The sequence below is a fragment of the Azospirillum sp. UENF 312511 genome, assembly GCF_058780635.1.
This window is the reverse complement of record NZ_JBSNCG010000005.1, coordinates 186,652-201,300: the sequence shown is the minus strand read 5'-3', so window position 1 is coordinate 201,300 and position 14,649 is coordinate 186,652. Positions and strand designations below refer to the sequence as shown.

Sequence of the window (14,649 nt, the reverse complement as noted above, 5' to 3'; positions counted from 1 at the left end):
AGGACAGGGCCATGCGCATCATTCCCCTGCTGGGCACGCAACTGGGCATCTGGCTGGCGGATCAGGTCGCGGCCCGGAAGAACGCCTATGTCATCGCCCACGCCATCGAGCTGAACGGCGCCATCGACGCCGCGCGACTGTCGGATGCCATCCGCGATGGGCTGGCGGAGGCCGACACGGTGACCGCGCGCTTCGCCGAGCGGGACGGCCGCGTCGTCCAGATTCTGGGCGGCGATGCGGTGGCCGAGCCGGAGCGTCTGGACCTGACCACCGCCGCCGACCCGGAAGCAGCGGCACGCGCCGTCATGGCCGACGATCTGGCCGGCGACCTGCCCGCCGACGGCGAGCGCCTGCTGTGCCGCCAGATCCTGTTCGACGTCACCGTGGCGGATGGGGCGCCGCGCTGGATCTGGTACCAGCGCTATCACCACATCATGCTGGACGGTTACAGCTTCAACGCGCTGACCCGCCGCATCGCGGATTTGTACGGCGCATCCGTGCAAGGGCGGGCGCCGGCCCCCGGCCCCTTCGTCTCCGTCGCCACGGTGGCGGAGGAGGAAGCGGCCTATCTCGCATCCGACGCTCTGCCCCGTGACCGCGCGTACTGGAGCGGGCTGTGCCGGGATTTTCCGGCGCCGCTGACCCTCTCCGTCCAGGGCGCCAAGCCGACCGAGCAGCAGGCGACGTCGGAAGTGGTGGCCCACACTGCCGCCCTCCCCGACCCTCTAGCCCGCGCGCTCGCCGGGCTGGCGGAAAAATGTGGTGTGTCGGTCGCCGATCTGGCGATGGCCGGCATCGCCGTCTATCTGCACCGGCTGTCCGGCGATCCCCGCCCGGTGGTGGGCGTGCCCTTCATGCGGCGCATGGGGTCCGCCGCCGTCCATGCGGTGGCTCCGGTGGTCAACGTGCTGCCGGTGCGCATCGACCTGACCGGGGCCGGCACGCTGGCCGAGGCCGCCGGACGGGTGCGGGCCGCGCTGCGGGAGGCGCGCCGGCACCAGCGCTACGACGCGGAGCGCATCCCCCGCGACCTGGGGCAGGTCGGGTCGGGCAAGGCGCTCTACGGCCCGGTGGTCAATTACCGCCTGTTCGATTACGACCTCGACTTCGCCGGTGTGGAGGCGATCACCCACCATCTGGCGACGGGACCGGTGGACGACTTCGAATTCGGGCTGATGACCCGCGGTGGCGGCATAGCGCTGGAACTGCGCGCCGACCGCACCCGCTACGACGCCGCCGAACTGGCCCGCCACGCCCGGCGCCTGGTCCGGGTGCTCGACGCTGCGGTGACCGGCGCTCCCCTGGACAGCCTGCCGGTGATGGACGCCGACGAGGAAGCGGCCATCGCCGCTTGGTCCAGCGGTCCCGTCTTCGCCGCGCCGGAGCGCCCGGCGACCCTGGTGGAGGTCCTGGACCGCCAGTCCGCCGAGACGCCGGAGGCCACGGCGCTGGTGTTCGGCGACACCCGCATCACCTTCGCGGAGCTGTCGGGGGCGGTGTCGCGGCTGGCCCGGTTGCTGATCGCGCGTGGCGTCGGTCCCGGCTACGTGGTGGCGGTGGCGGTGCCGCGCTCCGCCGACGCGGTGGTCGCCATGCTGGCGGTTCTGGCGAGCGGCGCCACCCACCTGCCACTGGACCTCGACTACCCCACCGAGCGGCTGGCGATGATGTGCGAGGACGCCGGGCCGCGCTGCGCGCTGACCTGGGCCTCGGTGGCCGGGCGGCTGCCCGCCGGGCTGGAGGCGCTGTGCCTGGACGACGCCGACCTGTTGGCCGCCTGCGCCGCCCTGCCCGGTGGCCCTGTCGCCGCGGCGGAACGCAAGGCGCCCCTGACGCCGGCCCACGTCGCCACCATCATCTTCACCTCCGGCTCCACCGGGCGCCCGAAGGGGGTGATGAACACCCACGGCGCGCTGCTGAACCTGCTGCTGTCGCACACGGCGACGGTCTACGGTCCGGCGCTGGAGGCCGTCCGGCGCCGCCATGAGTCGCGCGTCCTCAGGGCCGCGCACACCCATTCCTTCGCCTTCGATTCCTCCTGGCTGCAAATCTTCTGGATGCTGCTGGGGCAGGAGCTTCACGTCTTCGACGAGGAGATGCGGCGCGACGCCCACGCGCTGGTGCAGGAGGTGCGGGGCCGGCGCATCGACGCCATGGACCTGCCGCCCTCCTTCTGCGCGCAGATGCTGGCCTGCGGCCTGATGGAGCCGGGCCATCACCACCCGACGCTGATCCTGATCGGCGGCGAGGCGGCCTCCCCCGCCCTGTGGACGGACCTCCGCAGCCATGCCGATCTGATGGCGGTGAACCTCTACGGCCCGACCGAGAACACGGTGGACACGCTGCGCGCGCCCGTCACGGTGGCGGAGCGGCCGGTGGTCGGGCGCCCGGTCGGCAATGTGCAGGTCCTCGTTCTGGACACCCGGCTGCGCCCGGTGCCGGTCGGTGCCGTCGGCGAGCTGTACATCGGCGGCGCCGGTCTGGCCGCGGGCTATGTGGGCCGTCCGGGACTGACCGCCCAGCGCTTCGTCGCCGATCCCTTTGGATCGGGCGGACGGCTTTACCGAACCGGCGATCTGGTGCGCTGGACCGGTGACGGGCAAATCGACTTCATCGGACGCGCCGACCACCAGATCAAGGTCCGCGGCTACCGCATCGAGATCCCGGAGGTGGAGGCCGCCCTGCACCGCCTGCCCGGGGTGTCGGGAGCGCTGGTGGCAGCGGAGGCGGTGAACGGCAGTCACCGGCTGATCGCCTACTGCACCCTGGCCGAAGGGGTGGATCGGACGTCCCGCGACCTGCTGCATGGATTGCGTGAGCGGCTGCCCGACTACATGGTGCCCTCGGCGCTGGTGGTGCTGGACGCCTTCCCGCTGACCGTCAACGGAAAGGTGGACCGCGCCCGTCTGCCCGCACCGGCGGCGGAGACCGGTGGCGCGGCCCCCGCCACCCCGGTGGAGGCGCTGCTCTGCCGCGCCATGGCGACGGTTCTGCAGTTGCCTTCGGTGGGCGCCGACGCCGATTTCTTCGCACTCGGCGGCGACAGCATCAGCGCCATCGCGCTGGGCAGCGCGCTGCGCGCCCACGGGTTCGAGCTGCGCCCGCGCGACGTCTTCGCCGGGCGCGACCCGCGGCGCATGGCGCTCGCCCTGAAGGCGCTGGTTCCGGAAAGCCGAACCCTCGCGGCGGCGCCGGCCATCGATCCCACGGCGCTGGAGGCCCGTCACAGCCCGGTCGCGGCGGCGGTGCCGTTGCTGCCCTTGCAGAAGGGCATGCTGTTCCAGAGCCAGCTCGGCGGAAAGGCCAGCGCCTACAACGCCTTCACCGCGCTCGACCTCGACGGGCCGCTGGACGCGGAGCGGCTGGAGCGGGCCTTCGACGCGGTGCTGCGCCGTCACCCGCAGCTTGCCGGGCTGTTCGACCATGACGGCAGCGGCGACCCGCTGCTGGTCATCCCCGCACTGCCGGACGGCGGCGCCGGGCTGTGGCCCTTCGAGCACCACGACCTGTCGGACGAAGCGCCGGAGGTCCGCGCCGCGGAACTGGCCCGCATCGAGGCCGCGGCGGCGGAGCGCGCGAACCCGACCGACCGTTTCCTGGGTCTGGTGAAGGCCATCCTCGTCCGCACCGCGCCCGACCGTCATCGTCTGCTGATCGCCGTGCATCATCTGGTGGTCGACGGCTGGTCCACGCCGCTGCTGCTGCGCGACCTGCTGACCGCCTACGGACAGGGTCCCGACACGCTGACGCCCCTGGCCATCGGCTATCCGGCGGTGGTCAACGGCCTGCTGGCCCGCGACTTGTCCGCGAGCCGGGACGCCTGGGGCGCGGCGCTGGCCGGGGCCACCCCGACCGTCCTGTTCGATCCGGCCCGGTCCGGCGGCGACGCGCCGATGGAGGAGGCGGAGCTGGCCCTGCCGGCGGAGCTGACCGACGCCCTCCTCTCCCGGCTGCGGGCGGAAGGGCTGACCCTGAACGCCCTGATGCAGGCGGTGTGGGGACTTGTGCTGAGCAATCTGGCGGGGCGCGACGATGTGCTGTTCGGCACGCCGGTCTCCGGACGCTCCGCCGCCGTTCCGGGCGTCGAGCAGCAGGTGGGGCTGTTCCTGAACACCCTGCCGGTGCGGGTGGCGCTGGACCCGGCGCGGTCGCTGTGGGAGCAGCTTCCGGCCGTCCAAGAGCGCCACATCGCGCTGATGGAGCATGATGGACTGGGCCTGTCGGAGCTTCAGTCGATGGCCGGCGGCGCCGCGCTGTTCGACACGCTGCTGGTCGTGGAGAACTACCCGGACAGCGGATACGAGGCCCTCGACCTTGGCGGCGTCCGCGTCTCCGGCGTCCACAACCGCGGCTACAGCCACTACCCGCTGGCCCTGCTGGTGCTGCCGGGCCGGGAACTGACCCTGCTGGTGGAGAACCGCGGCGCGGTGCCCGACGCGGCGGCGCTGGCGGAGCGGGTCCGCGGCTTGCTGACCACGCTGGTCCGCCATCCCAAGACGCCTGTGGCCGCCCTGCCGACCTTGACGGAGGAGGAGCGGCGGCACCTCGCCGCGGTGAACGCCACCACGCGAGCGGTGCCCCGGACCACGCTGCGCGACCTCCTCGTCGCGCAGGCGGCGCGCACGCCGGACGCCCTCGCCCTGGTCGATGAGCGGGAGAGCCTGACCTTCCGCGCGATGCGGCGGCGGGTGACCGCCCTGGCCGGGCGACTGCGCGCCCTGGGGGTGCGTCCTGGCGACGTGGTGGCGGTGGGCGTGCCGCGCTCCGCGTCCCTCAGCCTGTCGATCCTGGCGGTCATCGAGGCGGGGGCGGCCTATCTGCCGCTCGACCTCGGCTACCCGGCGGAGCGGCTGGCCTTCATGCTGTCCGACGCCCGCCCGCGGGTGCTGATGACCGACGCTGCCTCGCGCCCGCTGTTCGGCGACGCGGTGCCGGTGCTGTTCGTCGATGAGGACACCGTCGCGGTGGCCCGCGTGGTGGATGAAGCGCCTGTCCTTGCGGACGAGCTGACGCCGGAACACCCGGCCTACGTCATCTACACCAGCGGCACCACGGGACGGCCCAAGGGCGTGGCGGTGTCGCACGGCGCCATCGTCAACCGCATCCTGTGGATGCAGAACGAGTATCCCCTGGGGCCGGACGACGCGATTCTGCAGAAGACACCCTGCGGCTTCGACGTGTCGGTGTGGGAGTTCTTCTGGTCCTTCCTGGTCGGGGCACGGCTGGTCATGGCGCCGCCCGAGGCCCACCGCGACCCGGCGGCGCTGGTCCGGCTGATCGAGGATCACCGCGTCACCACGATCCACTTCGTGCCGTCGATGCTCGCCCTCTTCACCGCCAGCGTGATCGAAAGCTACGGCACCGATGCCGCGGTCTGCACCAGCCTGACCCGCGTCTTCTGCAGCGGCGAGGCGCTGGGGCGGGGCCTGTCGCGCGCCTTCGCCGGCCGCTTCGGCGCGGCGCTGCACAACCTCTACGGCCCGACCGAGGCGGCGGTGGACGTCACCTATTGCCCGGCGTCCGGCGGCTGGATCGCGGGGGACGGCGGCGTTCCCATCGGCCGGCCGGTGTGGAACACGCAGCTCCGCATCCTCGACCACGCCCTGCGCCCGGTGCCGCCCGGCGCGGTGGGGGAGCTGCACCTGTGCGGCGACCAGCTCGCCATCGGCTATCTCGGTCGCCCCGGACTGACCGCGTCGCGCTTCGTCGCCGATCCCTTCGACCATGGACGGCGCATGTACCGCACGGGCGACCTCGCCCGCTGGCTGCCGGACGGCGCGGTCGAGTATCTGGGCCGCACCGATCATCAGGTGAAGATCCGTGGTCAGCGCATCGAGCTGGGCGAGATCGAGAGCGCGCTGGCCGACCTGCCCGGCGTGGCCCAGGCGGTGGTGTCCGCCGTGGTGCTGGGCGACGGCGGGTCCGAGCCGGGCATGGACCGGCGGCAACTCGTCGCCCATCTCGTCCCGGCGGTGGACCATGCGCTGGACGAGGCCGCCATCCGCGCCGCCCTGCGGGACACGCTGCCCCCGCACATGCTGCCCGCCGCCTATGTGACGCTTGCCGCCCTGCCCCTGTCGCCGAACGGCAAGCTGGACCGCAAGGCGCTGCCCCTGCCCACAATGGGCGCTGAGGCGGCTTCGTCGGGCCTACCACCGGCGCCGGGGCTGGAAAGCCGTCTGGCCGCCATCTTCGCCGAACTGCTGGAGCTGGAGCGGATCGGCGCGGACGACGATTTCTTCGCCATCGGCGGCCATTCGCTGCTGGCGATGCGGCTGGCGGCGCGCATCCGCCGCGACTTGGGCCAGCCGGTGGCGGTCAGCCAGATCATGGTCGCCCCCACCGTCGCCCGGCTGGCCGCCCTGTTGGCCGAAGCGGGCGGGCGGGACGAGCCGGAGAATCTCGGTTTCGCGCCGGTGATCCGCCTGCGCGACGGCTCGGGGCCGCCTCTGATCTGCCTCTATCCGGGGTCCGGCCTGTCCTGGCAGTACAGCGTCCTGTCGCGTTACGTGAGCGGCGACCGGCCCATCGTCGGGCTGCAATCGCCGCGCCCCAACGGCCCGCTGGCGCTCAGCGCCGACCTCGACGAGCTGTGCGACCGCCAGCTCGCCATCCTGCGCGAGGTGCAGCCGCAGGGCCCCTACCATCTGCTGGGCTATTCGCTGGGCGGCACGGTCGCCTACGGCTTGGCGGTGCGGCTGCGGCGGATGGGGGAGCGGGTGGACTTCCTCGGCCTGCTCGACACCTATCCGGCGGAGGCGCACGACTGGAGCGGACTCGGCCGCACCGACGCCGACCAAGCGGCGGAACGGGAGCAGGAACAGTTCCTGGGCGACGCCCTGGCCGACGTGATGGACGAGGATCTGCGGCGGGAGAAGGTGGAGATGTTCGGCCACATCTTCGGCAACTACAAGGACGCCGTCCGGGTTCTCTCGAAGGCCCGCACCCCCGCTTACGACGGCGAACTGACGCTGTTCGTGGCGGAGAAGTCGATCCCCCCGGAAATCGACCCCGAAGGAAGCTGGACGGGCCGCGTGGGGCGCCTGTCCGTCCACCGCCTGTCCCACTGCTCGCACGAGGACATCATCGCCCCGGCGTCCCTGCGGATCGTCGGCCCTCTGCTCGACCGGGTGATCTCGGCGGTGGGAGTGGGATCGGCGACGGCCGACGCAGAGCCGGTCCGGGCCGCGGCCGGCGGATGAGAAAGGAAGGGCGATTGAAGCGTTTGACACGCGTGGGAATGGTGATGATGGTTCTGAACGCCTGCGCGGGGGTGCCGGACGGCTCCCCGTTGATTCTCGACGTTCCCGTGTCCGGCACGGAGCGCAGCGCCGTCCATCCCTTGGACCTCGACGACGGCGATTATGTGGAAGGCGTGCTCGATTCGGGAACCGACGCGGCGGAGCTGCGGCTGATCGACCGGGAAGGACGCCCTGTCCGGCTGCTGTTGAACGGCACGGCGGGCCGGGAGGTCTTCCGTTTCGTCGCCGAACCCGGCATGGCGGCGCTGCGGGTCACGCTGCGCGGGGTTGGCGGCTATCGACTGGCGCTGACCCGGCGCATCGCCGTGGCCGACCAGCGTCCCGTCCTTCAGGGGCACCTGAGCCCGACCATCGCCGCCTTGGCCGAAACGGTGAAGCGCGGCGGCGGGACCGAGGACTTCTGGCAGGACATCGCCCGGCGCGGCACGCCTTTGGTGGAGCCATTGAAGGACGCGCTGAAGGACGCGCCCGGATCGGACCGCGTCGCAATGACCTTCCTGGCGCGGGGCGCCCGCCACAACGTGCGCCTGCTCGGGGGACCGACCTCCAACCATGAAAATCTCGAACGGCTGGGCCGGAGCGACGTCTGGTTCAAGAGCTTCATCGTCCCCGCCTCCACCCGCCTGTCCTACCAGATCGCGCCCGACGTGCCAGATTTTCCCGGTACCTGCCGCGAATGCCGGATGGCGATCCTGGCGCAGCTTCAGGCCGATCCGCTGAATCACCGTCCCTGGCCGCCCGACGCCCCCGATCGCTACAATCAGGTTTCCCTGGTGGAGCTGTCTGGCGCCCCGCTCCAGCCCGGCCTGGAAGGCGGCTGGGCCGAACCGGCGGGACGGCTCATCGCGGAACGCTTCACCAGCCGCATCCTGGGCAACACGCGCGACGTCACGGTCTACGCACCGCCCGGCGTCGATCCGGCGGGCAAGGACACCGTGCTCCTGCTGCTGTTCGACGGGCCGGACTATCTCGACCGGCACGCGCCGGTTCCGACCATGCTTGACCGGCTGACCGGCAATGGCCGCCTGCCGCCGACCGTCGCCGTCTTCATCGCCAACCCCGGCACCGAGGCGCGGGAGCGCGAATTGCCGGCCAATCCCGCTTTCGCCGCGATGCTCGCCGACGAGCTTCTTCCCTGGTTGAGCGAGCGGATGGGCATCCGGTCCCGGCCCGACCGCACCGTGCTGGCCGGGTCCAGCTACGGCGGGCTGGCGGCGGTGTCCGCGGCGCTCGCGCACCCGGACCGGTTCGGGAACGCGCTTTCCATGTCCGGCTCCTTCTGGTGGCATCCGGCCGATGCGCCGCCGGACCGTCCGGAGCATATGGCTGGCCTGGTGGCGTCTCGTGATCGCCGTCCGGTGCGTTTTTTCCTCAGCGCCGGCCTGTTCGAGAGCGGAAGCGACGGTGAGATCGGCATCCTTGAAAGCTCCCGCCACCTGCGGGACGTTCTGGAGGCCAAGGGCTACGAGGTCACCTACCGCGACTATGCCGCCGGGCACGACCGGTTCGCTTGGCGCGGCGCGCTGGGTGACGGCCTGCTGGCGCTGTTCGGACGCTGATGCGCAAAACGAACCGCGGACGCGCTCCCTCAACCCCCCTTGGATGGCGGCGTCGGGATCGCCCAGCGCCAGCCCACAGGAACAGGCCCACCCGTCCGGCATCCAGGCTCGCCGGATCACCGCCGCCCCGCAGTGGATTCCGCCGCCTCGCCAATTCGCGCAGATAAATATGTTCAGAAAACAGCGCCGCTACTCATGGTCACCGACCGGCGGCATGGAGACCACCATATCGACCCAAATGCTTCCGCCCGTGGTCATGTGGTCGTGCATGTGCCGGCGCGCGGCCTCGCCGTCCCCTTCCAGGATCGCTTTCACGAAACGGTCGTGCTCCGTGTAGGACTTCAAAGGGCGCGCGGTGTGCTGGAACGGATACTGGCGGTAGATGCGCAAGCGGCTGCGAATGAGTTTCGCCTGATGCTCCAGATGCTCGTTCCGGCTTCCGGCGTAGATCAACTCATGCAGTTCGCGGTTGAGATTGTCGTAGGCCTCAATGTCGCTGGCCTCGGCGGCGGCGCGGCTCGCCTCGTGCACTTCCAGAAGACGCTTGCGCCCGGCGATTCCCATGCGGCGGGCGGCAAGGCTGGCGGCCAGGGATTCCAGTTCGACCAGAACCTCCATCATGCCGACGAGCTGCTTGGCGGACATCCGCAATACGGAGGCGCCGGCTCCCGGCTTTATCGTGACCAGTCCGCTCGAGCCAAGCTGGGACAGCACCTCGCGCACCGGCGTCCGTGACACGCCGAACCGTTCGGCCAAAGCTCGTTCGTCCAGGCGCTCGCCGGGCGCGATGATCCCGCCCAGAATTTCCTGTTCGAGCACCTGCCGCATTTCCGTTACGCGGCTTGGCTTTTCCGCCTGCATGGCATGATCCATTGGCAAATCGGGATTGGTCAACGGTATCGCGTCCGCTGGGCGGCGTCAATGTCATGGTATGCCAAAACTCGGTTTTGGTCGACCGAACAACCGCAGCCAGCGGAGAAATCAGGCTGTGGCGGAGCATAGCGCCCCCTCATCCAGCGGAGGGCTTTGGCTTTTCCCAAGGCGTAAAGGCTCCCAAGGAAACCGCCGCCACTCATTGCGCGCGCCGTCAACCATAGGCGTGCCAAACTTTCCATGTTGCATCCCATTATCACTCTCTGGTATGCATGAACTCGCTCATGGTTCTTTAGAAAAACAAAGGCGGTATCCATAGGGCCGCGCCGTCGCCAATGACGGCACCTGGGAGGAAACGATGAACGGGACGCCACGGGGTCAATCGGACGGGCCGGCGACAGCCCCCCAACTGACCGTGAACGACGCGGTGGGCACCATCCGGCTCAACCGCCCGCTCCAGCACAATCGGATCGACGTGGCGGACATCGCCATTCTGGAGGACAAAATCGCGGCAGCCGAAGCGAACCCGTCCGTTCGCGTGCTGGTGCTGACCGCGACGGGGCCGAGCTTCTCGTCCGGCTACGACCTGACCGCGGCCCAGTCGTCCCAGCGCGGCGTGTCGGACGGCCAGGACGGGGAGAACGCCTTTGCACGGTTGTGCGATCGCGTCGAAGCGGTCCGCGTCCCGACGATCTGCGCCCTCAACGGCAGCGTCTATGGCGGTTCCACCGATCTGGCGCTCGCCTGCGACTTCCGCATCGGCGTGACCGGGATGCGCATGCGCATGCCGGCCGGGCAGCTTGGCATACACTTCTACCCCGGCGGCCTTCGCCGCTATGTGTCGCGGCTTGGCCTCAACGCGGCCAAGCGCTTGTTCCTCACGGCGGAAACGATCGCCGGCGACGACCTGCTGAGCATCGGCTTTCTGGACCGGATTGTCGCTCCCGACGACCTTCCGGCTGCTGTGGACGAACTGGCCGGACGCATCACCGCCTGCGCGCCGCAGGCCATCGCCGGCATGAAACGCGCGCTCAACGAGATCGCCCGCGGCGAACTGGACGATCGGGCGGCGGAAGCGGCCTTCGCCGCGAGCCTGCGGTCGGACGAGTTCGCCAACGCCCTGAAGGTCTGGTCGCAGCGCCGGGCGTCCTGACCGCCTCCGTTCCCCGGCACGCGCGGGATCGGCACACCAGCCGCATTCGGCCAGTCCTATTCAAAACCGGCCCTATTCAAAAAGAGACCGTCCATGACCAACCAGAACCTGGTTCTGAACACGACCCCCCATGCCCTCGCGCGCGAGTTGTCGGGTTTGCTGCTGATCGGCGGCGAACTCCGGCCGGCGGCCACGGGGAGGACCTTCGATGTCGTGAACCCCGCGACGGGTGACGTGATCGCCACGGCGGCGGACGGCGGCGAGCGGGACGTCGATGCCGCCGTCCGCGCGGCGGTCGCGGCGCAAGGCGCCTGGGCTCGCCTCTCGGCGCGCGAGCGGGGCCGGCTGCTGGTCGAATGCGGGCGCCGTCTGGTCGGCCATGCCGAGGAGATCGGGCGCCTGCTCGCCCTGGAGACGGGCAAGGCCATTCGCACCGAAAGCCGGGTCGAGGCGTCGCTGGTGGCGGACACCCTAACCTTCTATGGCGGGCTCGCGTCCGAGCTGAAGGGCGAAACCGTTCCCTTCCACCCGAAGATGCTGACCTTCACCCAGCGCGAGCCGATCGGCGTCGTCGGCGCCATCATTCCGTGGAACGTGCCGCTGTACCTGATGGCGCTCAAGATCGCGCCGGCGCTGGTCGCCGGAAACGCGGTCATCGTCAAATCCGCCGAGGAGGCGCCGCTGGCGGCCCTGCGCGTCATCCAGGTCATGAACCAGCTGCTGCCGCCGGGTGTCCTCAACATCCTGTCGGGTGACGGCCCCGGATGCGGCGCGCCTCTGGTCACCCATCCGGGGGTCGGCAAGGTCACCTTCACCGGTTCGGTGGAGACGGGGAAGATCATCTCGCATCTGGCGGCCGACAAGCTGATCCCCGTCACCCTCGAACTGGGCGGCAAAAGCCCGATGATCGTAATGGGCGACGCCGATCTCGACAAGGCCATCGACGGCGCCGTGGCGGGCATGCGCTTCACGCGGCAAGGCCAGAGCTGCACCGCCTCATCGCGCATCTTCGTCCACGAGAGCCTGCACGACGCCTTCGTCGACAAGCTGAAGGCGAAGGTCGACGCCATGACCATGGGCGACCCGCTGGACGAGGCGACGGACATCGGCACCATCATCTCGCCGCAGCAATTCGAGCGGGTGCAGTCCTACATCGCGCTCGGCGAGGCGACGGCGGGCGCGGTGGCGCACCGGTGCTCGGCCCTGCCGACGGACGAGCGGTTGGCCCGCGGCCTGTTCGTGCAGCCCGTCCTCTTCACCGGCCTTGCCAACGATCACCGGCTGGCCCGCGAGGAAATCTTTGGACCGGTCACCTGCGTGATCGCCTTCCGCGACTACGAGGACGCGTTGGCCATGGCCAACGACAGCGATTTCGGCCTCGCCGCGACCATCTGGACGCGCGACCTCCGCACCGCCCTCGACGCGACCCGGCGGCTCCAGGCCGGCTTCGTGCAGGTCAACCAGAACCTCGTGGTGCAGCCGGGCCTGTCCTACGGCGGCTTCAAGCAGTCCGGCCTTGGAAAGGAAGCATCCCTCGAAGCGATGCTCGATCACTTCACGCACAAGAAGACGGTCATCATCAACATGGACTGATCAAGAGTTCACCAAAAAAGGGAGGAAACAAGAATGCGTACGTCCTTTATCGCCGCCCTTCTCGCCACGACGGCGTTGGCGGCCGGAGCGGCCCAGGCCGCCGACGTCATCCGGATCGGCGTTCTGAACGACCAGTCGGGCCTGTACAGCGAATTCGGCGGCGCCGGTTCGGTCGAGGCGGCGAAACTGGCCGTCGAGGATTTCGGCGGCCAGATCCTGGGCAAGAAGATCGAGGTCCTGTCAGCGGACCACCAGAACAAGCCCGACATCGGGCTGGCGAAGGCCCGCGAATGGTTCGACACCCAGGGCGTCCATGCCATCGCCGACCTGACCAATTCGGCCATCGCCATCGGGGTCCAGAACCTCGCCCGCGAACGCGGAAAGATCACCCTGGCCACCGGTCCGGGGACGACGCGCCTCACCAACGAAGACTGCTCGCCCAACGGCTTCCACTGGATGTGGGACACCTATTCCCAGGCGGTCGGAACCGCCCGTGCCGTGGTCCAGGACGGCGGCAAGGATTGGTTCATGCTGACCGCCGACTATGCCTTCGGTCATCAGATGGCCGCCGACATCGACAAGACGGTCAAGGAGAACGGCGGCAAGGTGCTGGGGCAGGTCAGGCACCCGCTCGGCAACGCCGATTTCTCATCCTTCCTTCTCCAGGCGCAGGCGTCCAAGGCCGCGATCATCGGGCTCGCCAACGGCGGGACGGACACCACCAACGCGGTCAAGCAGGCGGCGGAGTTCGGCATCACCAGCAGCGGCCAGAAGCTGGTCGGGTTGGCCGTCCTGATCAGCGACGTGCACGCGCTCGGCCTTGAAAACGCCAAGGGGCTGATCGCGACCACGGCCTACTACTGGGATCGCGACGAGGGCAGCCGCAAGCTGGGCGAGCGCTTCGAGGCGCGCATGAAGCGCAAACCCAACATGGTCCAGGCCGGCGTGTACTCGGCGGTGACGCATTACCTGAAGGCGATGCAGGCGGCCGGCACCGACGACGGCACCGTGGTCGCCGCCAAGATGCGGGAACTTCCCGTCGACGATCTCATCACCAAGGGCGGCAAGGTCCGCGAGGACGGCCGGGTCATTCGTGACATGTACCTGATCGAGGTCAAGACACCGGCCGAGTCCAAGGGCCCCTGGGATTACTACAAGGTTCAGCGCACCATCCCCGGCGACCAAGCGGCGATCCCCTTGAGCGAAAGCAAGTGCTCCCTGGTCAAGAAGTGACCCACTGAGAGACCCTTCCGGAGGAAAATCATGGCGCGGATTGCTTTCATCGGACTCGGCAACATGGGCCGTCCCATGTGCGACAACCTCACCAGGGCCGGGCACGACGTCATTGGGTACGACGTGGTGGCCGCGGCGCGCGACGCCTACGCCGCCGCCGGTGGCCGCGTGGCGGCCACGTTGGCCGAGACGCTGGCCGATGCCGACACCGTCATCAGCATGATCCCGACGGGAAAGCATGTGCGGGCCGCCTACGAGGATGAGGGGGGCGTGCTGACGCACGCCCGTCCGGGCACGATGCTGATCGACTGCTCCACCATCGACGTGGAGAGCGCGCGGGCGGTCAGCAAAGCGGCGGCCGATGCCGGCTTCGTCATGGTGGACGCCCCGGTTTCCGGCGCGGTCCCAGCGGCGCAGGCCGGGACCCTGACCTTCATGGTCGGCGGCACCGCCGAGGGCTTCGAGCGCGCCCGCCCGGTGCTGGCCGCTATGGGTCCCAAAATCTTCCATGTCGGGGCATCCGGGAACGGCGTGGCCCTGAAGATCTGCAACAACATGATGGCGGGCATGAGCATGGTCGCCATCAGCGAGGTGTTCGCCCTGGCCGAGAAGCTCGGGCTCGACCACCAGACGGTCTACGACGTCATGACCGTGTCCTCGGGCAATTGCTGGGCCTTGCAGAGCTATTGCCCGGTTCCGGGGCCGGTGCCGGCATCGCCGGCCAACCGCGATTACCAGCCGGGCTTCGCGGCGGCGATGATGCTGAAGGACATGCGCCTGTCCCAGAACGCGGCCGCGACCAGCGGCGCCGCCACGCCGCTCGCCGGCAGCGCCGCCGCGCTCTACCAGATGCTTGTGGAGCACGGTCACGGAAACAAGGATTTCAGCGCCGTCTTCGCCCTGATTACCGGACGGCTGACATCGGCGTGATGCCGTCGAGAGCAAGTCCTGACTTACCCTCGACGGTAAGGGCCGC

Annotated in this window: 7 protein-coding genes; 6 read left to right on the top strand and 1 reads right to left on the bottom strand. The window is 69.8% G+C overall.

The features are described 5' to 3' along the window. Positions 1 to 11 precede the first annotated feature (11 nt). A complete protein-coding gene (locus tag ACWPN7_RS29300) occupies positions 12 to 7,202 on the top strand; it encodes a non-ribosomal peptide synthetase (RefSeq protein ID WP_459197402.1) in 7,191 nt (2,396 codons plus the stop codon). 44 nt (positions 7,203 to 7,246) lie between these two features. Continuing rightward, complete coding sequence (locus tag ACWPN7_RS29295; RefSeq protein WP_407824583.1) at positions 7,247 to 8,821, top strand: alpha/beta hydrolase-fold protein; 1,575 nt, start codon at positions 7,247 to 7,249, stop codon at positions 8,819 to 8,821. Between the two features lie 189 nt (positions 8,822 to 9,010). On the opposite strand, the gene ACWPN7_RS29290 is transcribed toward ACWPN7_RS29295, so the two are convergent. After that, positions 9,011 to 9,715, bottom strand: coding sequence for a GntR family transcriptional regulator (locus tag ACWPN7_RS29290; protein ID WP_456522925.1), 705 nt, complete (start codon positions 9,713 to 9,715; stop codon positions 9,011 to 9,013). Positions 9,716 to 10,052: 337 nt separating this feature from the next. On the opposite strand from ACWPN7_RS29290, the gene ACWPN7_RS29285 reads away from it, so the two are divergent. The 4 genes from ACWPN7_RS29285 to mmsB all read left to right on the top strand — a co-directional run bounded on the left by ACWPN7_RS29285 (position 10,053) and on the right by mmsB (position 14,603). Next, positions 10,053 to 10,847 (top strand): enoyl-CoA hydratase/isomerase family protein, encoded by a 795-nt coding sequence (locus ACWPN7_RS29285; RefSeq protein WP_200774984.1) that lies wholly within the window; start codon positions 10,053 to 10,055, stop codon positions 10,845 to 10,847. A 93-nt stretch (positions 10,848 to 10,940) separates the two neighbouring features. Continuing rightward, positions 10,941 to 12,440, top strand: a complete 1,500-nt coding sequence (locus ACWPN7_RS29280) for an aldehyde dehydrogenase family protein (protein WP_459197404.1) — start codon at positions 10,941 to 10,943, stop codon at positions 12,438 to 12,440. Positions 12,441 to 12,473: 33 nt separating this feature from the next. Continuing rightward, positions 12,474 to 13,673: an ABC transporter substrate-binding protein gene (locus tag ACWPN7_RS29275; RefSeq protein WP_407824585.1), complete on the top strand. Its 1,200-nt coding sequence runs from the start codon at positions 12,474 to 12,476 to the stop codon at positions 13,671 to 13,673. Positions 13,674 to 13,703: 30 nt separating this feature from the next. Continuing rightward, positions 13,704 to 14,603: a 3-hydroxyisobutyrate dehydrogenase gene (gene mmsB, locus ACWPN7_RS29270; RefSeq protein WP_349620165.1), complete on the top strand. Its 900-nt coding sequence runs from the start codon at positions 13,704 to 13,706 to the stop codon at positions 14,601 to 14,603. Positions 14,604 to 14,649 lie beyond the last annotated feature (46 nt).